The sequence below is a fragment of the Streptomyces monticola genome, from assembly GCF_042665355.1.
GTDB classification, from domain to species: Bacteria; Actinomycetota; Actinomycetes; order Streptomycetales; family Streptomycetaceae; genus Streptomyces; species Streptomyces monticola.
This window is the reverse complement of the sequence record NZ_JBHTCF010000012.1, coordinates 181,752-205,326: the sequence shown is the minus strand read 5'-3', so window position 1 is coordinate 205,326 and position 23,575 is coordinate 181,752. Positions and strand designations below refer to the sequence as shown.

Here is a 23,575-nt window from a genome sequence, read left to right as displayed (position 1 = left end):
ACGTGTTGAACTCTAGCGGATTCCGGGGCCAGTACAAAAACGCGTTTACGCAGCGTGCTGCCCTGACACCGGGCCGGGGCGCCCGCCCGAGCGCCGCCATAGACTCACAGCCGTGCACAACCCGTCTGCGACGTTCTCCCCGATGGCACGTTTCGGCAGCCTAGTGGCCACCGGTCTGCGTGATGTCACCAGCGACCCCGAGGCCCTCGACTCGAGCGGCTTCTGGGCGGTGGCCGCGGACTTCGAGGGGCGTCTGACCTGCGCTCGCTTCGCAGACGTACGCGAGGAGCCGGTGCCCGCTCCGGTGCCGGGGCACTGGCGTGGACCCGCGCCCGGTGACTGGACGACATCGCTCGACCGCGAGGCGTACACAGCGGGTGTACGGCGCATCCGCGAGCACATCGCGGCGGGCGAGGTCTATCAGGCGAACCTCTGCCGGGTGCTGTCCGCGCCGCTCGGCCCCGACGCCGACCTGGACGCCCTGACGGCACTCCTGGCCCGCGGCAACCCGGCCCCGTACGCGGGCACGATCCGGCTGCCCGAGCACGGCGTGGAGATCGCCACCGCCTCGCCCGAGCTGTTCCTGCGGCGGCACGGAAAGGTCGTGGAGTCGGGGCCGATCAAGGGGACCGGCCGGACCGAGGCCGATCTCCTCGACAAGGACCATGCCGAGAACGTGATGATCGTCGACCTGGTCCGCAACGACCTGGGCCGTGTCTGCGCCACCGGCTCCGTCACCGTCCCCGACCTGTGCGTGGTCGAGAAGCATCCGGGGCTCGTGCACCTGGTGTCCACGGTGCGCGGCGAACTCGCCGACGGCGCGGGCTGGCCCGAGCTGCTCGCCGCCACTTTCCCGCCGGGCTCGGTCACGGGCGCACCCAAGTCCAGCGCCCTGCGCATCATCGACGCCTTGGAGACGGCACCGCGCGGCCCGTACTGCGGAGGCATCGGCTGGGTCGACGCGGACCGGGGCACCGGTCAGCTGGCCGTCGGCATCCGCACCTTCTGGGCCGACCGGCACGCGCGCGTGCTGCGGTTCGGCACCGGGGCGGGCATCACCTGGGGCTCCGCCCCCGAGCGTGAGTGGCAGGAGACCGAGCTGAAGGCCGCGCGGCTGCTCGCGGTAGCGTCGGGAACGTACGACGCAATGGGAGGAAGTCTCACGTGAAGATCTGGCTCAACGGCGGGCTGCAAGAGCTCGATTCGGCACGGGTCTCGGTCCTCGACCACGGTCTGACCGTGGGGGACGGGGTGTTCGAGACCCTCAAGGCCACCGGCGGGCGGGCCTTCGCCCTCACCCGGCACCTCGACCGCCTGGCCCGCTCCGCACGCGGCCTCGGTCTGCCCGCGCCCGACCTGGACGAGGTCCGGCGCGCCTGCGCCGCCGTCCTGGAGGCCAACCCGATGGAGCTCGGCCGCCTGCGCATCACGTACACCGGAGGTCTCTCCCCGCTCGGCTCGGACCGCGGCGACGCGGGCCAGACCCTGGTGGTCGCCCTCGGCGAGGTCACCCGCCGCCCCGACGCCACGGGCGTGATCACGGTGCCCTGGACGCGGAACGAGCGCGGGGCGCTCGCCGGCCTCAAGACCACGTCGTACGCCGAGAACGTGGTCGCGCTCGCCCGGGCCCATGAATCCGGCGCCAGCGAGGCGCTGTTCGCCAACACGGTGGGGCAACTGTGCGAGGGCACCGGTACCAATGTCTTCGTCGTGCTCGACGGTGAGATCCACACCCCGCCCCTCGCCTCCGGCTGCCTCGCGGGCATCACGCGCGCCCTGGCCGTGGAGTGGACCGGGGCCCGCGAGACCGATCTGCCGCTCGACGTCCTGGAGCGCGCCGACGAGATCTTCCTGACCTCGACACTGCGCGACGTGCAGGCCGTGCACCGGGTCGACGGCCGCCAACTGGCGGGCGCCCCGGGGCCGGTGACCGCGAAGGCCATGCGGATCTTCGACGAGCGGGCGGGCGACGACCTCGACCCGTGAGCGGCGACGGCTTGCTTAAACCGGATGACGAGCGGCCCGGCAGTGGGTAGAAAACCCATGATGACCACGACACTACGGCCGACCGGGCCGATCCACCGCGCCGCGGACGGCGCGCGCTCACGCACGTACCAAGTGTGTGTGAACAGCCGCCCCGTGGGCGCCACGGAACTCGCGACGCACGCCGTCTTCGGACCGTCGGTGGGGGAGATCCGCTCCCTCGTGATCGACGAGCGGGACCGCCGCCGCGGCCGCGCCACGGTCGCCGCACTCGCCGCCGAGGAAGTGCTGCGCGGCTGGGGCTGCACGCGCGTCGAGGCGAAGGTGCCGGCCGACGCCACCGCGGCCCTGAGCCTCGCCACGGCCCTCGGCTACATCGAGCGCAACCGCCGGATGGCCAAGCGGCTCGCCGCCGGGCCCCCGGCGCTGCCCCGGGGGAGCACCTGGCGGCCCATGACCGACGCCGAGTTCGACGCCTGGCTGGCGCGGGCGAAGGTCACATACGCGCAGACGTGGATCGAGCGGGGCGTGCCCGAGGAGCAGGCGCACATCAAGTCGGAGACCGACCACGCGCGCCTGCTGCCCAACGGCAAGGCCACTCCCGGCACTTGGCTGAGCACCCTGACGCATGAAGGAGTGGACGTCGGCACCCTGTGGCTGGCGGTGCGCGACGAGGAGCCGTTCGTCTTCGACGTGCGGGTCGAAGAGGAGTTCCGCGGGCACGGCCACGGCCGCTCCCTGATGCTGCTCGCCGAACGGCAGGCGAGGGAGGCCGGAGCCGATGAGCTCGGCCTGAACGTCTTCGCCGGGAAGACACCCGCCCTGCGCCTGTACGAATCCCTCGGCTACCGCCCGGTCACGTACTTCCTCTACAAGCCGCTGCTCTGAACCGCGTGGGCTCAGGCCTCCTCGGCGAGCAGCCGGTCGGCGATCTCCTCGATCCGCGCCCGCAGGCCCTCCTGGCTCTTGCCGCCGTCGAGGCGCTCGCCGTCGATGACGTACGTCGGTGTGCCGGTGACACCGAGCGCCTTGCCCTCGGCCTGGTCGGCGTCGACGATCAGGATGTGCCGGCCGTCGATCAGGGCGGTGTCCAACTCCTCGGCGTCCAGGCCGAGTTCACGGGCCACCTCGATGAGCAGGCTTTCGCCCTTCCGGTCGAACTCCTTGACCCGGGCGAGCACGGCCTCGACATACGGCCAGCCCTGCCCCTGCTCGGCGGCCTCCTCCGCGGCCTGGGCGGCGGCGAAGGAATGCTTGTGCTTCTCGAGCGGGAAGTGCCGAAGGCGCAGCTCCAGCCGGTCGCCGTAGCGGGCGCGCAGGGCGCGGACGTCGTCGAGGGCGGTGCGGCAGTCGGGGCACTGCAGCTCGCACCACACGTCCAGGACGGGGCGGGCGGCGGGACCGGGGGCACCGGGGGTGGAGGAGTCGCTCATGGGAACAGTTTCACAGGGTGTGCCCGAGGCGCCCAACCCGGACCTGCCCAACCCGGACCTGCCGGACCCGGACCTGGGGAGGAGAACGACCCGGAGTTCTCCCTGAGGTCGTACCGGATCGTGGCCGCGGGGGCCCGGGGCGGTGCAGGATGGAAGGGACGTAACCCCCAAGGCTCCCCAGCTGGAGGACCGGATGCTTGCCGAGACCGTCTGTTCCGCCGTGTCCGCGGCCGGCCTGGGCATCGCCGCGATCACCGCGTACCGCAAGCGCTTCCTGGCCGCGACGCGTATCGCGGCGTATTCACTGGTCCCGGTCGGCCTGGTGCTGACCGGCGTGGTCGAGTGGGTCTCCGGCCTGGTCTTCAAGCCGAGCACCTGGGCCGGTGTCGGTGTGCTCGGGCTCGCGTGGCTGCTGTTCACGGTGTCACGTGCCGTGGAGCGGCGCGGCGGCGGTGGCCGCAAGGCCGCGAAGTCCGCCCAGCGCGAAGCGGTCGCCCCGCAGGCCTCGGCGCCCTCGCTCGGCGCAGGTGCGTCGGCGCAGCCGGCCGCGAAGCAGGGCAAGCAGAGCAAGCAGCCCGCCGCCGCTCCTGCGGATGACTTCTCGGACATCGAGGCGATTCTGAAGAAGCACGGGATCTGAGAGCAGGTCACGCAAGTCCACGTAATGTGCTGAACTCCCGCGTGCAGCGGGCGTGTTGGTCAATACCCGGGTCGGGGCTGCGCCATCATCACCGGGACATGCAGGAAACATCCCGGGGCCAGGCCCCCGCACCCGCGCCCGAGCGGCGAGGCTGCCTCTTCGCTCTCTCCCAGCCGCCGCTGATGATCTTTCTCGGGGTGATCGGCTGTCTGCTGCTTGCCGCAGCGATGCACGATCTGTACCTGCTGTGACCCGGCGGCCCGCCGGGCCCGCTGCGCTCAGCCCGTCGCGGCTTCCTTGCGCCGGGCCCGGTACGCCGCGACGTGCAGCCGGTTCCCGCAGGTGCGGCTGTCGCAGTAGCGGCGCGAGCGGTTGCGGGAGAGGTCGACGAAGGCGTGCTGGCAGTCCGGCGCCTCGCAGCGGCGCAGCCGCTCCTGCTCCCCGGCGACGATGAAGAACGCCAGAGCCATGCCGCCGTCGGCCGCGAGATGGTCGGCGACGGACGCTCCGGGGGCGAAGTAGTGCACGTGCCAGTCGTAGCCGTCGTGGTCGGTCAGGCGCGGTGTGGTGCCCGCCGCGGCCACCAGCTCATTGATCACCCCGGCCGCGTCCCGTGCCTCGGCCGCCGCGAACACCTCGGCGAACCGGGCCCGGACCTGGCGCACCGCGGCGAGATCGCCCTCGGTGAGGTCCCCGACGTCGCTGATGTCATGGCTTCGTACGAACTCTCCCAGGCCGGCGATGTCCGCGAGCCCGTCGGCCTTGCCGTCCTCCGCTGCGGAGTTCACCAGATCGCACACGGCGTCGAGTGCGCACCGGGTGTCGTGGGTGATCAGCACGATTCGCTCCCTGGCCTGTGGGTCGGGCTTGCGCCCGCCGATGCAGGCCGATGCTAGTCGCTCGGGCCCGGACACAGCGGCGCCGTCCCCGCGGGCGAACCCGCGGCGACGGCGTCGATGACTGCCCATATGCGGTTGTCGTGGCCCGAGCCGCCTCCCCGAGTCGGGCGGCTTCGGGCTGCTTGTGGTCGGGTCCGCCCTCGTCAGCTCTCGGCGAGGATGTGGGAGAGCTCGGTGTCGAGGTCGAAGTGACGGTGCTCCGTGCCGGGTGGCACAGCGGCGTCCGTCCGCTTCAGGAAGGACTCCAGGGCCCGCGCCGGGGCTTCGAGCAGGGCCTCGCCCTCCGGGGAGCTCAGGGCGATGCAGACGACGCCCTGACCGTGACTGCGGGACGGCCAGACACGGACGTCACCGGTTCCGGTGGGCCTGTGCAGCCCCTCGGCGAGGAGATCGCGGGCGAAGACCCACTCGACGGTCTCCTCGGCTCCGGTGTGGAAGGTGGCGTGCACGGCGTAGGGATCGGCCGTGTCATACCGCAGTCCTGCGGGTACAGGCAGTGAGGACTCGCTCGACACAACGAGGCGCAGGTGCAGCTCGCAGCTGACCGTGGTGTTCATAAGCGCCAGGGCCTTTCGCTCAGTGTGCGCTCGGGGATTCGCACGTCGGCGAAATCGACATGCCACCTACGGTGCCGTTGTAAACCCCTCTGAGGGATTTGGGTAGCTTTCGGTAGCTCGTATGGCCGAGTGCTTGTTCGTTTCGTACCGCCATTCCAGTGACGCGTTTCTGTCCGGTAATGTTTGGCTGCATGAATACGGGGAGTGACGAGCGGGGGCAGGTCGCCGCAGCGGCCGTTGAGCCCCCCGCGGCGAAGGCGGAGCAGGAGCTCGGTTCGAAGGCGCCGCAGTTCATCAAGAAGAGCAGGGCGCTGCACGTGAGCTGGCAGGTCGGCGTTTTCATCGTCGGCCTGGCCGTGGTGGTGGCCGGAATCATCATGCTGCCGCTGCCGGGCCCCGGCTGGGTGGTGATCTTCTGTGGCATGGCGATCTGGGCCACGGAATTCGTCTGGGCGCAGCTGGTGCTCCGCTGGACCAAGCGGAAGGTGACCGAGGCGGCGCAGCGGGCCCTCGATCCGCGGGTGCGCCGCCGGAACATCATCCTGACCTCGATCGGGCTCGTGATCGTCGCGGTGCTTCTCGGGATCTACGTCTGGAAGTTCGGCATCGTGATGCCGTGGAAGATCAACGAGTGACGGTGCCCGCAGGGGTGGTTCGGGAACGCCGCTGAAGTGCGGTAATGTTCTCCGTGCGCCCGGGCGATTAGCTCAGTGGGAGAGCGCTTCGTTCACACCGAAGAGGTCACTGGTTCGAACCCAGTATCGCCCACCCGGACCGACGGCCCGTGAGACTTCGAGTCTCACGGCCCGTCGGCGTTTCCGTGTCTCCCGGTGCCCGTGCCGGGGCGCCGGGCTCACCGCATGCGGCCCAGGGTGTCGCGCAGTCGCCGGGCGTCGCGCAGGCGCTGCTCGTAGGTCGCCCCGACGGCCAGGAGCAGCAGTCCCGCCAGGGCCGGCGGAAGCCAGCGGGGGAGCGCGTCGACGACTTGGACGACGTACGGCGCGAGTTCGTGTGCCGCGTCCAGGGCGAGGACCGTGGCGCCGAGGGTGAGCGGGGCCTGCAGGCGGTGCCGGGCTCCGGCCAGGGTGAGGAGCAGGGCCGCGGCGCCGAGGAGCAGGGGCCGCAGCCAGTGCGGGTCGGCCCAGGCCGCGGCCAGGGCGGGCAGCAGGGTCGCGGCGAGGCCGGGGCCGTACGCCGCCCAGGACGAGGTCTCCGGGCTCTGTCGACGGCGCAGGAATCCGATGACCAGGGCCGGGATCGTCACCGGCAGGGTGTACGCCTCCGGGGCCTCGACCTGCCAGGCGGCCAGGCGGACCCAGCAGGCCGCGGCGAACAGCGCGGTGGAGACATAGGCGGCCGCCGGGCGGCGGTCCGCGCGCAGCGCCGTGGCCGCCGCGATGACACCGGCGAGGGCGAGGGTCAGGGACAGGGTGGGGGCGTGCCGCGCGGCGAGGCCGATGGCCAGGGCCGTGGCGGCGGCGCCCGTGAGCTCCAGGGGCAGCGCGAGGGGGCGGGTGCGCAGACGGGCGCCGAGCAGGGCCGTACCGGCGGGGACCACGAGGACCGCAAGCGCCGCCTGGTGGAGCGGGAGGCCGAGTGCCAGGGCGGCCGCGGCGGACAGGGCGGTGGCCCAGATCGCGGCGGCGCACGCGGTCACCGTCCTGCGCGGTCCCTCCGGGTGCAGCGTGGCCGCCGCCGCGCACAGGACGAGTACGGCGGTCAGTGCCGAGAGGGTCGCGGGGCGGTCGGCGAGGGAGAGCAGCGAGGAGGTCGACGCGGAGGCGAGGCCGCAGGCCAGAGCGGTGGTGGCAAGGCCTGCGCGGTCGGTCCTGGCCATGAGGATCGCCGTGGCGACCGCGGCCGCGGTCACCGCCAGGTGCAGGCAAAGGCCTGCCGCGTACGGGACTTGGAGGGTTGCGGGCAGGACCGTCACTGTCGCCCACAGGAGCGCCAGGGCGCCGCAGTCCACCGGGGTGCGCCGCGCGGTGCCCCGGCCCAGTACGGAAAGGGCGACGGCGGCCACGAGCAGGGTGGCCGGAATCGCGAGGCCGAGCGGACCCCAGGCGCCGTCGCCGTACGCCAGAGCCGGGGTGCCCGACCAGAAGGGCCGCGCCCAACCGGCGGGCGCCACAAGGGAGATGAGGAGGGTGGGCAGCGTCCACAGAAGTGTCGCTCCCGCCACCAGTGCGCCGGTGCCGGCCAGGCCGCGCCGGATCGGGTGCGGCAGTCCCGTACGCAGAAGGGCCAACAGGGCGAGGGCGCACAGGAGATCGGACGGGACGGTCCAGGCCGTGGGCAGCACCGTGCGCAGGAAGCCGCCGCAGGCCAGCAGTACCGCGAGGCCCGCCACCGCAGCACAGGCCGTGGCCGCGCTGGCGTGCGGTGTACGCCAGGCGGCGAACAGGGCGATGGCCGCCGCGAACAGGAGCAGCAGGCCGCCTTGGGCGGCGGCCGCGGGCTGCGTCGACGTCCAGGTGAGGGCGGTGGCGCCGGTCATCCCGCAGAAGCCCGTGAGGGAGGCGCCCGTCGCGGCGGTGACGCGGACGGAGAAGCGGACGGTCCGGGCTCGGCCGGTTCCGGTTCCCGTCCCGCTTCCGGTTCCCAGGGCGAGTGCCGTGCCGCCGGCGGCCGTGACGAGCAGCGCCGCCGTGATGGTGTGCCCGCCCGCGTCGGCCGCAACGGCCCAGAGCGGCAACGGCAGTTGGGCCGTTGCCACCGCGACCGGAAGCGGGCCGTGCAATCGTCCGAAGGCCAGTCCGTACGCCGCCCAGGCGCCCGCGAGCACCGCGGACGCCGCTGCCGCGTAGCCGGTGCCGTCGCTGTCCGGCAGGGCGACCCGGTGCAGGGCGTAGGCGTCGAGGACCATGAGCACCAGGCCGAGGGATGCCACCGCCTCCGCCGTGGCGCCGAGGCCGCGGCGCAGCAGCAGCGCCGGCAGGCCGAGGGCGGCCAGGGTCAGGACGCCGAGCACCGCCGAGCGGCCGCCGATGCCCATATGGCCCCAGCTGGCCAGGGTGAACGCGAGCGCCGCCACGGTCAGCAGCAGGCCGCCGAGAGCGAGCAGGACGTTCTGCACGCTCGGCTTGGCGGCCTCGGGCCGGTGCGCGAGCGGGGCCGTGGCGAGCGGGGGTGTGGCGGGCGGAGGCGGTGCCTGCGCCAGGACCGAGAGCAGCCAGGCGCGGCGGGCCAGCAACTGGGCGCGGCGGGCGTCCAGTTGAGCCAGCTCGCCGTCGATGAGGCGCAGCTCCTCGGCCGGAGGCGGAACGGTGGTCATGCCCCAGGAGTGTGGTGGCCGTCACGGCTCCCGGCATGCGCGCGGGTACTCAGATGGGCCTGAGTACCCGGTTCCCGCCGGGTGGACGGCCCGGGGCGCGCACACTTGGAGCATGGACTGGTGCCATTACCGCTTCCGCAGCGTCTGGAATCTGCCCGCCCGCCCTGCCGAGGTCTACGCCGTGCTCGAACGGGCCGAGGAGTATCCGCTGTGGTGGCGGCAGGTGCGCGAGGTGACGCCGCTCGACGACCGCAGCGGCCTGGCAAGGTTCCGCTCCATGCTGCCGTACGACCTGGTCGTCACCGCCCGCCAGCGCCGCCGGGACCCGGTGGCGCGGATCCTGGAGATCGCCATGTCCGGTGATCTCGACGGCTGGGCGCGCTGGACGCTCACCGCCGTCGGCGGCGGCACCCGCGCGCTGTACGAGCAGGAGGTCGATGTGCGCCGGCCCCTCATGCGGCGCCTCGCGGTGCCCGGGCGGCCGGTGTTCCTGCTCAACCACGCGCTGATGATGCGCGCGGGACGGCGTGGCCTGCTCACATACCTCGATACGGTTTGAAGGACGGTTTGAAGGAAACGCCCCGGGGCCTGTATGGTTCACTGCGTTCCCGGGCGATTAGCTCAGTGGGAGAGCGCTTCGTTCACACCGAAGAGGTCACTGGTTCGAACCCAGTATCGCCCACCGGGAAAAGCCGGTCCGTCCATGACGGACCGGCTTTTTTGTGTCTGCGGCCGGAGTGCATCTCGGTGCCTACGGCTAGGCCGCCGCCGGGAGTTCCGGGCGCAGGGGCCACGCGGGGTCCACCGACTCCTGGGTGCCGCTGCGGGCGAACCATGCCTGCAGGCCCCGCGCCTGCGCCGCGTGCCACACCGCCTGCAGGGTGTGCAGTTCGCCGGGCGCGAGGCGTTCCAGACGGCCCGCGAAACGGCGCCCCACCGCGCGAACGACCTCAAGAGCGGCCAGCGCGTCGGCCGCCGCGTCATGGGCCTCCGCGAGTTCGACCTCGTACTGCGCGCACAGATCCGTGAGGGTGCGGCGGCCCTTGCGATAGCGGTCCAAGTGCTTGTCGAGGACGCGGGGGTCGAGCACATGGAGCGGATGGCTCTCCAGGTACCGCGCGAGCGAGGACGCCCGGTGCCGTCGCAACTCACGGTCCAGGAGCGTCAGATCGAACGGCGCGTTCATCACGACGAGCGGCCTGCCGCCGGCGCTGAGCTCACCCAGCTCGCGGGCTATCTCCTCCACGACGGGGGACGGCCAGCGGCCGTTGCGCTGCAGATGATCCTCCGTCAGCCCGTGTATCTCCGTGGCCGCCGCGGGCACCGGCACGCCCGGGTTGATCAGCCAGCGCGTGGAGCGCGGCCGCGCCCCCGCGGAATCCTGGACGACGATCGCGGCCGACACGATGCGGTCGTTCTCCACGTCCACGCCTGTGGTCTCGGTGTCGAATGCGGCGAGTGGTCCCTCGTACCAGCACGTCATTGCGATGCAACTCCCTGTCCCTGCCTGACAGTCGGCGTGCGCCCACCCATCGCCCGCCACCGCCGTCGTAGGGGCCCGTGCCCCTGCTGCCTGCCCGATCTCGTGATACCCGGGCTGTTTGCCCGATACGCCGAACGGTGACAACACAGGTGAAGGGACGCGGAGTTGGGCGTCCCGGTGCGGGGGAGTCCGCGGTCCGTGCGGAACCACCCGGAGCATTCACTTCATCAAGTTCCGAGCCCGGAAGGCTTGTTCGACATGGCGCTCGCGCAGCCCGAACAGGGTGGGCTGCTGCCCGAGCGGATGGCACCGCTGCGCGGCACACTCGCCACCACCGCCTGTATGGAGACCCTTCAGGTGGGCTATCTGCACGCCGTGGCGGCGGCCGCGGGGTGCTCTCTGTCCCAGCCCTTTCCGGACAACGGCATCGACTGGCACGTCAGCCACAGCGCCCCCGGGCACACGGTCGACGACGAAGTCACCATCAAGGTGCAGCTCAAGTGCACGTACCAGTTGTCGCCGAACCCCCCGGGCCCGGCCTTCTCCTTCACGCTCGACAACCCGCATCTGGAGAAGCTGGCCCGTACCCCGGTCTCGGTGCACAAGATCCTGGTCGTGATGATCGTGCCCCGGTCGCCGGACGACTGGCTGCGGGCCGGCCACGACCGGCTCGATCTGCGGCACTGCTGCTACTGGACCAACCTGGCCGGGCACCCTGTGCGGGGACGGCACAGGACCACGGTGCGGATCCCGACCTCGCGGATCTTCGACGACAGAGCTCTCTGCGAGATCATGACGCGAGTCGGGACGGGAGGGAGACCGTGATGCACCGCCCGATCGACGAACCCCTGCGGCCACACCCGGTGGAGGCCGCCACGGCCGCCCCCGGCGGACTGCTGCACCCGGACGCTACGCGCGTTGACCCGGCTGTTCTCGGCGCACTGCTCGACCGGCACGGCTGGCAGCGCCGCGGCGGGGCCGAGGGCCGCTATGCCCGCTGGACGCCTCCGGGCGGCGCGGCCGGCACCAGCCTGCTCGTACCCGAGAACCGGGCCTTCCCCGACAGCGACGATCTGCTCGGGGAGGCGCTGCAGGCGCTGTCGCGCAGCGCCGCACCCTCCGCGCGGGACGTGCTCGTGGGTCTCGCTGTGCCGAGCGACGAGGTGAGCTGGTCGCGGGATGTGCCTGCGGGCCCCGCCGGCGCCTCGGCCTGGAACGACGAGGAACAGCTGCGTTCCGCGGTACGGCAGATGCTGCTCGCCGGGGCGCTCGCGGTACGGGCCCGCGCCGGGCACTACGGAGCGCGACACCGCAGGCCGGCCGCCGCCTCGCTGGCGAGCGTCCTGGTGGGGCCCGCGCCGGGCGGGCGGGCGCTGACGGCGTTCGTGCCCGCGGACTCGGGGCGCCCCCTCGTCGTACGGCTTCATCACGCGCTGTACGCCGCCAGGGAGGCCATCGACTACCAGCGGGCGACCGGCGGTATGGAGGCCTTCGACGCCGCGGTCGAGGCCGGGGTCAGCCATGAGCTGACCGAGGCGCTCGTCGCCCTGGTGCGGGGCACGGAAGGAGCGCGCGTCACGGTCGCGTGGGCGCCGGCGGCCGGGGTGCCCGAGGGGTGCGCGGCCAGGCCCGAGCCCGTCGAGTTCTCCCCCGGGGATCTGCCGGTGCTGCGGGAGGCGGGGGCGCGCTATCTGTACTCGGAGCCGTCGACGCCGGTGCGGATCACCGGGGCCGTGGTGCGGATGCGGCGGTCGGGGCCGCGCGGCAGCGGGACGGTGCGGCTGCGGGTCATCGCCGGGGCCGATGTGCCGCATGTACGGATGACCCTGGACGAAGAGGCGTACCGCATAGCGGGCCATGCGCATCTGGTGGGGCTGCCGGTGCGGGTGCACGGGCTGCTCGAGAGCCGTGGCGGCTTCCGCCGGCTCACCGGGGCGTCCCAGGTGGTGCCGGTCCAGGTGGAGGACGCGGAGCGGGACCGCTTGCTGAAGTCGATGCAGGAGAACCTCGACTTCTTCGAGGAGGCGTGCAGCGGGGAGGACCTGGAGGACTGAAGGCGCAGGGCGCCCTCTCCTCACCGGTGCGTGCCCTGGTGCGTGCGCTCTCGTCGCTGGTGCGTGTCCCGTCGCGTGCGCTCTCGTCGCTGTTGCGTGCCCTGGTGCGTGCGCTCTCATCGGCCGTTTCGCGAACGGCTCTCCCGTCTCGGTACGATTCCTCTTGCGCGCGCACATGCTGAGCGGCGCTTCCACCTTCAGTCAGGAGAGACCGGTGTCAGACGTCCGTGTGATCATCCAACGCGATTCCGAGCGGGAAGAGCGCGTGGTGACGACGGGCACTACGGCCGCCGAGCTCTTCGCCGGTGAGCGCACCGTTGTCGCCGCCCGCGTCGCGGACGAGCTGAAGGACCTCGCGTACGAAGTGGGCGAGGGCCAGATCGTCGAGCCGGTGGAGATCTCCTCCGAGGACGGCCTGAACATCCTGCGCCACTCCACCGCGCACGTCATGGCGCAGGCCGTGCAGGAGCTGTTCCCCGAGGCCAAGCTGGGCATCGGCCCGCCCATCAAGGACGGCTTCTACTACGACTTCGATGTCGCCGAGCCGTTCACGCCCGAGGACCTCAAGCGCATCGAGAAGAAGATGCAGGAGATCCAGAAGCGCGGCCAGAAGTTCTCGCGGCGCGTCACCACCGACGAGGACGCGCGCGTCGAGCTCGCCGACGAGCCGTACAAGCTGGAGCTCATCGGCCTCAAGGGCAATGCCGCGCAGGCCGCCGACGGCGCCGACGCCGAGGTGGGCGCCGGCGAGCTGACGATCTACGACAACCTCGACGGCAAGACCGGCGAGCTGTGCTGGAAGGACCTCTGCCGCGGTCCGCACCTGCCCACCACCCGTGCCATCCCGGCGTTCAAGCTGATGCGCTCGGCCGCCGCGTACTGGCGCGGCAGCGAGAAGAACCCTCAGCTGCAGCGCATTTACGGCACCGCGTGGCCGACCAAGGACGAGCTCAAGGCGTACCTCGAGTTCCTCGTCGAGGCCGAGAAGCGCGACCACCGCAAGCTGGGCGCCGAGCTCGACCTGTTCTCCTTCCCCGAGGAGCTCGGCCCGGGCCTCGCCGTGTTCCACCCCAAGGGCGGAGTGATCCGCAAGGTCATGGAGGACTACTCGCGGCGCCGCCACGAGGACTCCGGCTATGAGTTCGTGAACACCCCGCACATCTCGAAGGAGCACCTCTTCGAGACCTCCGGGCACCTGCCGCACTACGCGGAGGGCATGTTCCCGCCCATCCAGTTCGACGAGCAGAACTACCGCCTCAAGGCGATGAACTGCCCGATGCACAACCTGATCTTCAAGTCCCGCGGGCGTTCCTACCGTGAACTGCCGCTGCGGCTCTTCGAGTTCGGCACCGTCTACCGCTACGAGAAGTCCGGCGTCGTGCACGGCCTGACCCGCTCGCGCGGCTTCACGCAGGACGACTCGCACATCTACTGCACCAAGGAGCAGATGCCGCAGGAGCTCGACACGCTCCTGACCTTCGTGCTTGACCTGCTGCGCGACTACGGCCTGAACGAGTTCGAGCTTGAGCTGTCCACCCGCGACGACTCCGACAAGTTCATCGGCTCCGAGGAGGACTGGGCGGAGGCCACCGAGGCCCTGCGCCAGGCCGCCGAGAAGCAGGGGCTCCCGCTCGTGCCCGACCCGGGCGGCGCCGCTTACTACGGCCCGAAGATCTCCGTCCAGGCCAAGGACGCCATCGGCCGCTCCTGGCAGATGTCCACCCTCCAGGTCGACTTCAACCAGCCCAAGCGGTTCGGCCTCGAGTACACCGCGGCCGACGGCTCGCGCCAGCAGCCCGTCATGCTGCACCGCGCCCTGTTCGGCTCCATCGAGCGGTTCTTCGGCGTCCTGCTGGAGCACTACGCGGGCGCCTTCCCGGCCTGGCTCGCGCCCGTGCAGGCCGTCGGCATCCCGATCGGTGACGCGCACATCCCGTACCTGGAGGAGTTCGCCGCGAAGGCGCGCGCCCAGGGCCTTCGGGTCGAGGTCGACGCGTCGTCCGACCGGATGCAGAAGAAGATCCGCAACCAGCAGAAGGCCAAGGTGCCCTTCATGGTGATCGCGGGTGACGAGGACATGAGCAACGGCTCGGTGTCCTTCCGCTACCGCGACGGTTCGCAGGAGAACGGGATTCCGGTCGAGGACGCCATCGCGAAGATCGTGAAGGTGGTCGAGGAGCGGGTGCAGGTCTGATCCCGGCCGTCCCGGCCGTCCCGGCCGTCCCGTCCGGTCCCGGCCGGCGGATCCTGTCCGGCTGATCCTGGTCGTACGACCTTGTGCGGGGCCCCGGAGCGTCAACTGCGCTTCGGGGCCCCGCTGTCGTACGGGCACGATGGCCCCGGCACCGGCCCGGGAGGTGCGGGCCGGGAGTGGCCCGCAGACCCGGCGACACGTTCCGGACCGGCGAAGCCATATGCTGCTCAGCATGACGAGTGAGCCGGAGCAGCAGATCGGAGTGGGGACGCAGGACGCGTTCCAGCGCCTGTGGACGCCCCACCGGATGGCCTACATCCAGGGCGAGAACAAGCCGACCGGTCCGGGGGCCGACGACGGCTGTCCTTTCTGCTCGATTCCCGGCAAGTCCGACGAGGACGGTCTGGTCGTCGCGCGCGGTGAGCAGGTGTACGCGGTGCTCAATCTGTACCCGTACAACGGCGGGCACCTGATGGTCGTGCCCTACCGGCACGTCGCGGACTACACCGAGCTGTCCACGGCCGAGACCGTGGAGCTCGGGGAGCTCACCAAGCAGGCGATGACCGCGCTGCGCACCGCGTCCGGGGCGCACGGCTTCAACATCGGAATGAACCAGGGCACGGTGGCCGGCGCGGGGATCGCCGCGCATCTGCACCAGCACATCGTGCCGCGCTGGGGCGGCGACACGAACTTCATGCCGGTCGTGGGCCACACCAAGGTGCTGCCCCAACTCCTCGGCGACACCCGCAAGATGCTCGCCGACGCGTGGCCGACGGCCGCTGCCTGAGCGTCGTACACGTCTGCCTGAGCGTCGTATCCGTCTGCCTGAGCGTCGTATCCGTCTGCCTGAGCGTCGTATCCGTCCGCCTAAGCGTCGTATCCGTCCGCCTAAGCGTCGTACACGTCCGCCTTCCTCGGCGCCGCGTCCTGGACCATATTGCTGAGGAAGAGCGAGCGGGTGCCGAAGCGCTCGGTGTCCACGCCGTTCTCCTCAAGGACCTTGATCGCTGAGGCGTGGACGACACGGAGCACCGGTGTGGCCGCGCGCAGGGCGTCGTCCGCCATGAAGCGGTGCCGCCAGGGCTTGTCGGCCCAGGCGTGCCGCAGGCCGAAGGGCTCGGGCAGCACGAGCTTGCCGCCGAGGAAGTCAAGGATCGGCGGGAACCAGGTGAACGGGGCGCGGGCCGCGAGCCGCACCACGTCCGTGACGCCGACCAGCGGCTGCTTGACCTCCTTGGTCTCCCAGAACCGCACGGTCTTGGCGACTTCCTTGACCTTCTTCTTGGGCTTGGTCGTGAACAGGGAGTGCACCGGACCGAGCGCATGGCCGGTGACCTCGATCCGCAGCGTCTGGTGCAGCACCGTCACCGTGATCAGCATGGTGATCACCAACTGGCCGTCCCAGAGCCGGAACTGGACGCCCAGATAGTGGCGGTCGCCGCTGCCGAACTGCTGCTCGTTACAGATCCGCTGTATCTCGTGGCCCTTGACCTGGAAGGCCTCCACATCGGTGCCGCCGGGCCTGGCGACCTCCTTGGCGTTCTCCGCGACGGGGGAGACCACCCAGTGGCGTATCGACGGGGTCGGGAAGCCGCCGGTGTGCAGGGGGCCGCGCTCAAGGAGGCGCAGCTGGTCGTGGATCGAGCGGATCACGTCCCAGCTGCGGAACGGGTGGATCTCCGGGGTGCCTTCGCGCGGCACCAGCTCCTCGGCCAGCTGCCAGCTGCCCCAGCGGGTGCCCATGCCCAATATGCCTTTGGGACCGGCGTAGAACACGGAGTTGGACTGCTGCTCGGCGGTGAGCCTGGCCAGGCTCTGGCGCAGCCGCTCGGCGGCGGTCTCGCCGGGGCTGCCGGGCACGGCCTCGGGGATCTTGGCGCCGATGCCGCCGCCCGCGAGCAGGCTCTCCCAGCGGCCGCGCAGATCCTTGGCGGTGCGCTCGCAGATCTGCCGGGCGAGCAGCCAGCCGATGACGGGGGCGACGACCATCGCCCGTATATAGAGCCCCAGGAACCCTGTGAAGGGCAGTTTGATCAGGAAGAGGAGCGCGAGGCCGCACGCCGCGACCAGGATCGCCGTGCCGAGGGCGGCCGTGCGCTTGTCCTTCTGGTCGCCCAGGGTCCGCTTGATCTGGAAGATCAGCAGCCACATGACAAGGCCGGGCAGGAACAGCACACCGCAGACCACCGTCACCGCGGTGAGCCGGGTGTCACGCTCCTTACGGATCCGGGTGGCCGCCAGGCAGTGCTCGACCACCGCCTGCGGTTCGGTGCCGAAGGACTGGATCAGCGGCTTGCGGGCGCCGCCGAGCATCCGGACCTGCACCGCGCGGGCGAAGGCCTCGCCGAGGTCCGGCTTGAAGAGCGACAACTTGCCCTTCTTGACCTCGGACTTGTGCCATTCGCTGTTGGCTTTGAGTATCTCGTCGACGTCGCTGTCGCGGTACGCCGCCGAGGCCAGGGCGTGGGTCGCCGCCGTCTCGCCCGCGGCGCCCGAGAGCGGCACCTGGGCCCCGGGCCTGAAATCGAAGACATCGTCCGCCACTGCCGCCCCCAAAACCGCTCACCGCGCTGCCGCTGCTGCGGCCTTTCCCGACTTCCTTACCCGGCACACGCGTTGACCGCACCGGAAAGCAGATCATCAATGTATCGGGGGGCACCGACATCCGTCAGGAGACGGCCGAATGCCGCCCGTACCGGCACGGGCCGGTACGGGCGGCACGCCTTGCAGGATCGCTCGCGGTCACCGGCGTGAGGATCTCTCACGGACACCGGTGGAAGTACCCCACGGGCACCGGCGCGAGGCCTCAACTACGGGCTTTTGTCGGCCTCTTCACGGATCTTCGACGCCAGCTGCGCGGGCATCGGTTCGTGCCGGGCGTAGCTGCGGCTGAACCTTCCCGTGCCGTGCGAAAGCGACCGCAGATCCACCGCGTACCGGCCGATCTCGATCTCCGGCACCTCCGCCCGCACGAGTGTGCGGCCGCCGGGCGACTGCTCGGTGCCGACCACGCGGCCGCGGCGCCCGGACAGATCGCTCATCACCGAGCCCACGTACTCGTCGCCGACGAGCACCTGTACCTCGGCGACCGGTTCGAGCACATGGATGGACGTGGCCGCGGACGCCTCCCGCAGGGCGAGCGCCCCGGCGGTCTGGAACGCCGCGTCCGAGGAGTCGACCGAGTGCGCCTTGCCGTCGAGGAGGGTCACGCGCACGTCGACGATCGGGTTCCCGGCGGCGACACCGCGCGCGGCCTGGGCGCGTACTCCCTTCTCCACGGACGGGATGAACTGCCGCGGCACCGCACCGCCCACGACCTTGTCCACGAACTCGATGCCGCTGCCGCCCGGCAGCGGCTCCACCTCGATCTCGCAGATCGCGTACTGCCCGTGGCCGCCCGACTGCTTCACATGCCGGCCACGGCCCGCCGCCTTGGCACCGAACGTCTCCCGGAGGGAGACCTTGTGCGGTACGACATCCACCTGGACGCCGTAGCGGCTGCGCAGCCGCTCGAGGGCGACGTCCGCATGGGCCTCGCCGAGGCACCACAGGACGACCTGGTGGGTGTCCTGGTTCTGCTCCAGGCGCATGGTCGGGTCCTCGGCCACGAGCCGCGACAGGCCCTGGGAGAGCTTGTCCTCGTCCGGTTTGCTGTGCGCCTGGATGGCCAGGGGCAGCAGCGGATCGGGCATGCTCCAGGGCTCCATGAGGAGCGGATCGTCCTTGGCCGACAGGGTGTCGCCGGTCTCCGCGCGGCTCAGCTTGGCCACACAGGCGAGATCGCCCGCGATGCAGTGCGTCAGGGTGCGCTGCTGCTTGCCGAACGGTGAGGAGAGCGCGCCGATGCGCTCGTCCACGTCGTGGTCCTCATGGCCCCGGTCGGCCAGGCCGTGCCCCGAGACATGGACTGTCTCGTCGGGCCGCAGAGTGCCGGAGAAGACGCGTACCAGCGAAATCCGCCCCACATAGGGGTCGGACGAGGTCTTCACGACCTCGGCCGCCAGGGGACCGGCCGGGTCGCAGGTGAGTGCGGGGCGCGCCTTGCCCTGGGGTGTGGTCACCGCCGGTGCCTCGCGCTCCATGGGCGTCGGGAACCCGCCGGTCACCAGCTCCAGGAGCTCGACCGTCCCCAGACCCTGCCGGGCGCCCTCGGCTGCGGGGGCCGCGGCCAGGACGGGGTGGAAGATGCCACGGGCCACGGCTCGCTCCAGGTCCTCCACGAGCGTCTTGAAATCGATGGCCTCGCCGCCCAGATAGCGGTCCATGAGGGACTCGTCCTCGCTCTCCGAGATGATCCCCTCGATGAGCCGGTTGCGGGCCTCCTCGATGAGCGGCAGCTGGTCGTCGCCCGGTTCGGACTCCTTGCGCTCGCCGGACGCGTAGTCGAAGATCCGCTGCGACAGCAGGCCGATCAGGCCCGTCACCGGAGCGTGCCCGTCCGGCCCCTGCTCGCCGTACTGCGGCAGATACAGCGGAAGCACGGCGTCCGGATCATCGCCGCCGAAGGCCTCCGCGCAGGTGCGGGTCATTTCGTCGAAGTCGCCACGGGCGGCTTCGAGATGGGTGATGACGATGGCCCGCGGCATGCCCACGGCCGCGCACTCGTCCCACACCATGCGGGTCGCGCCGTCCACGCCGTCGGCGGCCGAGACAACGAAAAGGGCCGCGTCCGCAGCCCGCAGACCGGCCCTCAACTCCCCGACGAAGTCGGCGTATCCGGGAGTGTCCAATAGATTGATCTTGATGCCGTCCCATTCCACCGGTACCAAGGACAGCTGGATCGAGCGCTGTTGGCGGTGCTCGATCTCGTCGTAGTCGGAGAGGGCGGCGCCGTCTTCCACGCGGCCCGCCCGGTTCACCGCCCCCGCGGTCAGTGCGAGGGCCTCCACCAGAGTCGTCTTGCCCGAACCGCTGTGGCCGACCAGCACCACATTCCGTACGGACTGGGGATGGTCGGCCGTAGCTGCCCTGCCGGCGGCTCCGGGATGTGCGCCTGCCTTGTCGCCCATTCTGTGCCTCCCGATGGGATGACTCCCGATTTCTTTGCGCGGTGAGGTGAGAGGGCGCGGACACGCGAGAAACCGCGTGTGGTGGCGGCTCCGGCGACGCCCGCGGTGCCTTCGAGCTTTCCACTCGCGTCACGGTGCGTCCATACGTCGTACGCGATCCCACGCGGCGGGGGAACCCGCGCCCGCGCGGCAGGGGCTCGCGAGGTGGAGCGAGGGGGTCCGTGGCTACGATGGGCCAGCCGGTGGCCAGCAGGGGCCGCGCGGCGCACCGACCCTCGGGAAGGCCATGCTGAACAAGTACGCGCGTGCATTCTTCACGCGTGTCCTCACACCGTTCGCCGCGTTTCTGCTCCGCCGGGGAGTCAGCCCGGACGCGGTCACGCTGATCGGCACGGCCGGTGTCGTGGCGGGCGCACTGGTCTTCTTTCCCAGGGGCGAGTTCTTCTGGGGCACCATCGTCATCACCCTCTTCGTCTTCTCCGACCTCGTCGACGGCAACATGGCGCGGCAGGCGGGGATCTCCAGCCGCTGGGGCGCCTTCCTGGACTCGACCCTCGACCGGGTCGCGGACGGCGCGATCTTCGGCGGCTTCGCGCTCTGGTACGCGGGCAAGGGCGACGACAACGTCCTGTGCGCGGTGGCCATCTTCTGCCTGGCCAGCGGCCAGGTGGTGTCGTACACGAAGGCGCGCGGCGAGTCGATCGGGCTGCCCGTGGCGGTGAACGGCCTGATCGAGCGGGCCGAGCGCCTGGTCATCTCACTGGTGGCCGCGGGCCTGGCGGGCCTGCACGCGTTCGGCGTCCCGGGCATCGACGTGCTGCTGCCCATCGCCCTGTGGATCGTGGCGGTCGGAAGTGCGGTCACGCTCGGCCAGCGGGTCGTCACGGTGCGCCGGGAGTCGGCGGAGGCGGACGCCGCGGCGGCGCAGGGAGATGAGACCCAGGGGAGCAGCGAGGCCCGTGGGAACAGCGAGGCCCGGGGGAGTGAGGCCACCTCATGAGCGGCGTACAGGAAAAGCTCACCGACGCCCTCTACGGCCTCGGCTGGGCCGGGGTCAAGAAGCTCCCGGAGCCGGTCGCCGTCCGTATGGGCCGCACCATCGCCGACGCGGTGTGGAAGCGGCGCGGCAAGGGCGTACAGCGCTTGGAGGCGAACTACGCGCGCGTGGTGCCGGATGCGAGCCCCGAGCGCCTGGCCGAGCTGTCGAAGGCCGGAATGCGCTCCTACATGCGGTACTGGATGGAGTCCTTCCGCCTGCCCGCCTGGAGCAAGGACCGCATCCGGAACGGCTTCGACGGCAAGGACCTGCACTATCTGACGGACGGCCTCGCCTCCGACAAGGGCGTCATCCTCGCGCTGCCGCACCTGGCCAACTGGGACCTGGCCGGCGCCTGGGTCACGACCAAGCTGGAGACGCCGTTCACGACCGTGCAGGAGCGGCTCAAGCCCGAGTCCCTGTACGACCGTTTCGTCGCCTACCGCGGCAGCCTCGGCATGGAGGTGCTGCCGCACACCGGGGGCTCCGCCTTCGGCACCCTTGCGCGCAGGCTCCGCGCGGGAGGCCTGGTCTGCCTGGTCGCCGACCGTGACCTGTCCGCCTCCGGTGTCGAGGTGAAGTTCTTCGGCGAGACCACGCGGATGCCCGCGGGACCCGCCATGCTCGCCCAGCAGACCGGCGCGCTGCTGCTTCCGGTCACCCTCTGGTATGACGAGTCGCCCGTCATGAAGGGGCGGGTTCACGCCCCCATCGAAGTCCCCGAGACAGGTACCCGGGCCGAAAAGACGTCTGCCATGACGCAGGCGCTGGCCGATGCCTTCGCCACAGGGATCGCCGACCATCCGGAGGACTGGCACATGCTGCAGCGGCTGTGGCTCTCGGACCTCGACCCCGCGAAGGCACCCGGCGGGCCGCCGTCCGGCGACGGTCCGTCCGGCGACAGTACGGCCGGCACTGCGGCCTCCAGTAATGGCACCTCCCGCGATGCGGCCGCCGGCGACGCCGGTGACGCGGCGTCCGGCAACGGTGCGTCCGACAAGGGGACTCAGTGAAGATCGGCATCGTCTGCCCGTACTCCTGGGACGTACCGGGCGGCGTCCAGTTCCACATCCGCGATCTCGCGGAGCACCTCATCCGGTGGGGGCACGACGTCTCGGTCCTGGCGCCCGCCGACGACGAGACTCCGCTTCCGCCCTACGTGGTGTCGGCCGGACGCGCCGTTCCCGTGCCGTACAACGGCTCGGTGGCGCGGCTCAACTTCGGCTTCCTGTCCGCCGCGCGGGTGCGGCGCTGGCTGCACGACGGCACCTTCGACGTCATCCACATCCACGAACCGGCCTCGCCCTCGCTCGGCCTGCTCAGCTGCTGGGCGGCACAGGGCCCGATCGTCGCGACGTTCCACACCTCGAACCCGCGCTCCAGGGCGATGATCGCGGCGTACCCCATCCTGCAGCCCGCCCTGGAGAAGATCAGCGCCCGGATCGCGGTCAGCGAGTACGCGCGCCGGACACTGGTCGAGCACCTCGGCGGCGACGCGGTGGTGATCCCTAACGGCGTCGAGGTCGACTTCTTCGCGAAGGCCGAGCCGAAGCCCGAGTGGCAGGGGGAGACCATCGGTTTCATCGGGCGGATCGACGAGCCCCGCAAGGGGCTGCCCGTTCTGATGAAGGCGCTGCCCAGGATCCTCGAAGAGCGCCCGGGGACCCGCCTGTTGGTCGCGGGCCGCGGCGACGAGCAGGAAGCCGTCGCGTCGCTGCCCGTGGAGATGCGCTCGCGCGTGGAGTTCCTCGGCATGGTCAGCGACGAGGACAAGGCACGCCTGCTGCGCAGTGTCGATGTCTACGTCGCGCCCAACACCGGCGGCGAGAGCTTCGGGATCATCCTGGTCGAGGCGATGTCCGCGGGCGCGCCCGTACTCGCCTCGGACCTCGACGCGTTCGCCCAGGTCCTGGACCAGGGCGCGGCGGGGGAGCTGTTCGCCAACGAGGACGCCGACGCGCTCGCCGAAGCGGCGGTGCGCCTCCTCGGCGACCAGGAGCGGCGCGAGGAGCTGCGCGAGCGGGGCAGCGCCCATGTCCGCCGCTTCGACTGGTCGACGGTCGGCGACGACATCCTCGCGGTCTACGAGACGGTGACCGACGGCGCCGCGTCGGTGGCCGCCGATGAACGCACGGGACTGCGGGCACGGTTCGGGCTTACCCGGGACTAGGAGCATGCCCTGCGGGGCGGGGGCGTAGCTCGAGCCCGTCCGGCGTTGACGGGCGGTCCCGCGGGGCAGTTGTGCGGCAACCAGGCCGACGGCGCCGGACGCAGGTCTCCGAGCCACTCACGCCCCGGTAGCCTTGCCGCCCGTGACCTCCACTTTGATCTGGATCGCAGTCGCCCTGTTCGCGATCGGCCTCTACCTGAGCTGGACCGCGGGGCGCCTCGACCGGCTGCACGCCCGTATCGACGCAGCCCGTGCAGCGCTCGACGCACAACTGCTGCGCCGGGCCTCGGTCGCACAGGAACTGGCCACTTCAGGGGTGCTCGATCCGGCGGCGTCCATCGTGCTCTACGAGGCGGCCCATGCCGCGCGGCAGGCCGAGGAGGAGCAGCGCGAGGTCGCCGAGAGCGAGCTGAGCCAGGCGCTGCGGGCCGTGTTCGCCGAGCCCGCCCAGGTGGAAGCGGTACGTGAGGCGCCGGGCGGCGAGGAAGCGGCGGGCGAGCTGGCCCAGGCGGTGCGCCGGGTACCCATGGCCCGCCGGTTCCACAACGACTCGGTGCGCGCCGCACACGCGCTGCGCCGCCACCGCAAGGTCCGCTGGTTCCGTCTCGCCGGGCACGCGCCGGTGCCGATGGCCTTCGAAATGGACGACGAGCCGCCGACCGCGCTGGCCGACCGCGCGACGGCGTAGGCCAGGGCAGGCCCACGCGAAGGCGGAAGCGAAAGCGCCGATCACCCGCCCGCAGGCCCCCGCCGGGCGCACCCGGCCACGTAGCCACGTACCGCCTGAACTGCGGGTTCACCGCCTGCCTCCGGGAAAATGAGCCACCGCCTCACCATTGGCCC

General features: G+C 71.3%; 22 protein-coding genes and 2 tRNA genes. 17 read left to right on the top strand and 7 right to left on the bottom strand.

The features are described 5' to 3' along the window. Positions 1 to 142: 142 nt before the first annotated feature. From ACFQVC_RS26355 to ACFQVC_RS26345, 3 genes are read left to right on the top strand one after another with little or no spacing between them, the layout of a single operon-like run. Complete coding sequence (locus ACFQVC_RS26355) at positions 143 to 1,168, top strand: chorismate-binding protein (RefSeq protein WP_381835209.1); 1,026 nt, start codon at positions 143 to 145, stop codon at positions 1,166 to 1,168. Further along, the gene (locus ACFQVC_RS26350; protein ID WP_381835067.1) at positions 1,165 to 1,986 is read left to right on the top strand and encodes an aminotransferase class IV; all 822 of its coding nucleotides are present in this window, start codon (positions 1,165 to 1,167) and stop codon (positions 1,984 to 1,986) included. Before ACFQVC_RS26355 ends, ACFQVC_RS26350 begins: the two co-directional genes overlap by 4 nt. A 60-nt stretch (positions 1,987 to 2,046) precedes the next feature. Continuing rightward, positions 2,047 to 2,871, top strand: a complete 825-nt coding sequence (locus ACFQVC_RS26345) for a GNAT family N-acetyltransferase (protein ID WP_381835065.1) — start codon at positions 2,047 to 2,049, stop codon at positions 2,869 to 2,871. An 11-nt stretch (positions 2,872 to 2,882) separates the two neighbouring features. On the opposite strand, the gene ACFQVC_RS26340 is transcribed toward ACFQVC_RS26345, so the two are convergent. After that, entirely contained in the window at positions 2,883 to 3,416 is a 534-nt protein-coding gene (locus tag ACFQVC_RS26340; protein ID WP_381835063.1) for a DsbA family protein, read from the bottom strand. A gap of 193 nt (positions 3,417 to 3,609) precedes the next feature. On the opposite strand from ACFQVC_RS26340, the gene ACFQVC_RS26335 reads away from it, so the two are divergent. Beyond that, positions 3,610 to 4,056: a hypothetical protein gene (locus ACFQVC_RS26335; protein WP_381835061.1), complete on the top strand. Its 447-nt coding sequence runs from the start codon at positions 3,610 to 3,612 to the stop codon at positions 4,054 to 4,056. A gap of 98 nt (positions 4,057 to 4,154) precedes the next feature. After that, the gene (locus tag ACFQVC_RS26330) at positions 4,155 to 4,307 is read left to right on the top strand and encodes a hypothetical protein (RefSeq protein WP_381835059.1); all 153 of its coding nucleotides are present in this window, start codon (positions 4,155 to 4,157) and stop codon (positions 4,305 to 4,307) included. Positions 4,308 to 4,334: 27 nt separating this feature from the next. Here ACFQVC_RS26330 and ACFQVC_RS26325 read toward each other — a convergent pair whose 3' ends face one another. Beyond that, on the bottom strand, positions 4,335 to 4,895 hold the full coding sequence (locus ACFQVC_RS26325; RefSeq protein ID WP_381835056.1) for a CGNR zinc finger domain-containing protein: 561 nt from the start codon (positions 4,893 to 4,895) through the stop codon (positions 4,335 to 4,337). 203 nt (positions 4,896 to 5,098) lie between these two features. After that, a complete protein-coding gene (locus ACFQVC_RS26320) occupies positions 5,099 to 5,512 on the bottom strand; it encodes an SsgA family sporulation/cell division regulator (RefSeq protein WP_003959770.1) in 414 nt (137 codons plus the stop codon). Positions 5,513 to 5,703: 191 nt separating this feature from the next. Here ACFQVC_RS26320 and ACFQVC_RS26315 point away from each other — a divergent pair, with 191 nt between their 5' ends. Together ACFQVC_RS26315 and ACFQVC_RS26310 are read left to right on the top strand one after the other, a co-directional pair. Further along, positions 5,704 to 6,147, top strand: a complete 444-nt coding sequence (locus tag ACFQVC_RS26315; protein ID WP_381835054.1) for a TIGR02611 family protein — start codon at positions 5,704 to 5,706, stop codon at positions 6,145 to 6,147. A gap of 61 nt (positions 6,148 to 6,208) precedes the next feature. Beyond that, positions 6,209 to 6,280: transfer RNA gene (locus tag ACFQVC_RS26310), tRNA-Val, on the top strand. An 85-nt stretch (positions 6,281 to 6,365) separates the two neighbouring features. On the opposite strand, the gene ACFQVC_RS26305 is transcribed toward ACFQVC_RS26310, so the two are convergent. After that, positions 6,366 to 8,786: an SCO7613 C-terminal domain-containing membrane protein gene (locus ACFQVC_RS26305; RefSeq protein WP_381835052.1), complete on the bottom strand. Its 2,421-nt coding sequence runs from the start codon at positions 8,784 to 8,786 to the stop codon at positions 6,366 to 6,368. 112 nt (positions 8,787 to 8,898) lie between these two features. Here ACFQVC_RS26305 and ACFQVC_RS26300 point away from each other — a divergent pair, with 112 nt between their 5' ends. Both ACFQVC_RS26300 and ACFQVC_RS26295 read left to right on the top strand, forming a co-directional pair. Beyond that, the gene (locus tag ACFQVC_RS26300) at positions 8,899 to 9,345 is read left to right on the top strand and encodes an SRPBCC family protein (protein WP_381835050.1); all 447 of its coding nucleotides are present in this window, start codon (positions 8,899 to 8,901) and stop codon (positions 9,343 to 9,345) included. A gap of 51 nt (positions 9,346 to 9,396) precedes the next feature. Then, positions 9,397 to 9,468 (top strand) — tRNA-Val (locus ACFQVC_RS26295). 75 nt (positions 9,469 to 9,543) lie between these two features. Here the strand turns inward: ACFQVC_RS26295 and ACFQVC_RS26290 are convergent. After that, on the bottom strand, positions 9,544 to 10,269 hold the full coding sequence (locus tag ACFQVC_RS26290) for a 3'-5' exonuclease (RefSeq protein ID WP_381835048.1): 726 nt from the start codon (positions 10,267 to 10,269) through the stop codon (positions 9,544 to 9,546). 258 nt (positions 10,270 to 10,527) lie between these two features. Between ACFQVC_RS26290 and ACFQVC_RS26285 the strand changes: the two genes are divergently transcribed. The 4 genes from ACFQVC_RS26285 (at position 10,528) to ACFQVC_RS26270 (ending at position 15,304) form a co-directional block, all read left to right on the top strand. Continuing rightward, positions 10,528 to 11,094, top strand: a complete 567-nt coding sequence (locus ACFQVC_RS26285) for a DUF4365 domain-containing protein (protein WP_381835046.1) — start codon at positions 10,528 to 10,530, stop codon at positions 11,092 to 11,094. Then, entirely contained in the window at positions 11,091 to 12,323 is a 1,233-nt protein-coding gene (locus ACFQVC_RS26280; protein WP_381835044.1) for a hypothetical protein, read from the top strand. The genes ACFQVC_RS26285 and ACFQVC_RS26280 overlap by 4 nt, the downstream gene beginning before the upstream one ends. Before the next feature lie 214 nt (positions 12,324 to 12,537). Continuing rightward, complete coding sequence (gene thrS, locus ACFQVC_RS26275; RefSeq protein ID WP_381835042.1) at positions 12,538 to 14,517, top strand: threonine--tRNA ligase; 1,980 nt, start codon at positions 12,538 to 12,540, stop codon at positions 14,515 to 14,517. Between the two features lie 220 nt (positions 14,518 to 14,737). Continuing rightward, the gene (locus ACFQVC_RS26270) at positions 14,738 to 15,304 is read left to right on the top strand and encodes an HIT family protein (protein WP_381835040.1); all 567 of its coding nucleotides are present in this window, start codon (positions 14,738 to 14,740) and stop codon (positions 15,302 to 15,304) included. Positions 15,305 to 15,405: 101 nt separating this feature from the next. On the opposite strand, the gene ACFQVC_RS26265 is transcribed toward ACFQVC_RS26270, so the two are convergent. Together ACFQVC_RS26265 and ACFQVC_RS26260 are read right to left on the bottom strand one after the other, a co-directional pair. Further along, the gene (locus tag ACFQVC_RS26265) at positions 15,406 to 17,061 is read right to left on the bottom strand and encodes a hypothetical protein (RefSeq protein WP_381835038.1); all 1,656 of its coding nucleotides are present in this window, start codon (positions 17,059 to 17,061) and stop codon (positions 15,406 to 15,408) included. A 266-nt stretch (positions 17,062 to 17,327) separates the two neighbouring features. After that, the gene (locus ACFQVC_RS26260; RefSeq protein ID WP_381835036.1) at positions 17,328 to 19,526 is read right to left on the bottom strand and encodes an elongation factor G-like protein EF-G2; all 2,199 of its coding nucleotides are present in this window, start codon (positions 19,524 to 19,526) and stop codon (positions 17,328 to 17,330) included. 286 nt (positions 19,527 to 19,812) lie between these two features. On the opposite strand from ACFQVC_RS26260, the gene pgsA reads away from it, so the two are divergent. From pgsA to ACFQVC_RS26240, 4 genes are all read left to right on the top strand, one after another. Further along, on the top strand, positions 19,813 to 20,526 hold the full coding sequence (gene pgsA / locus ACFQVC_RS26255; protein WP_381835034.1) for a phosphatidylinositol phosphate synthase: 714 nt from the start codon (positions 19,813 to 19,815) through the stop codon (positions 20,524 to 20,526). Continuing rightward, complete coding sequence (locus ACFQVC_RS26250) at positions 20,523 to 21,575, top strand: phosphatidylinositol mannoside acyltransferase (protein ID WP_381835032.1); 1,053 nt, start codon at positions 20,523 to 20,525, stop codon at positions 21,573 to 21,575. Before pgsA ends, ACFQVC_RS26250 begins: the two co-directional genes overlap by 4 nt. Next, positions 21,572 to 22,732, top strand: coding sequence for a glycosyltransferase family 4 protein (locus tag ACFQVC_RS26245; protein ID WP_381835030.1), 1,161 nt, complete (start codon positions 21,572 to 21,574; stop codon positions 22,730 to 22,732). The genes ACFQVC_RS26250 and ACFQVC_RS26245 overlap by 4 nt, the downstream gene beginning before the upstream one ends. A 142-nt stretch (positions 22,733 to 22,874) precedes the next feature. After that, entirely contained in the window at positions 22,875 to 23,420 is a 546-nt protein-coding gene (locus ACFQVC_RS26240) for a hypothetical protein (protein WP_381835028.1), read from the top strand. The last annotated feature ends 155 nt before the right edge of the window (positions 23,421 to 23,575 follow it).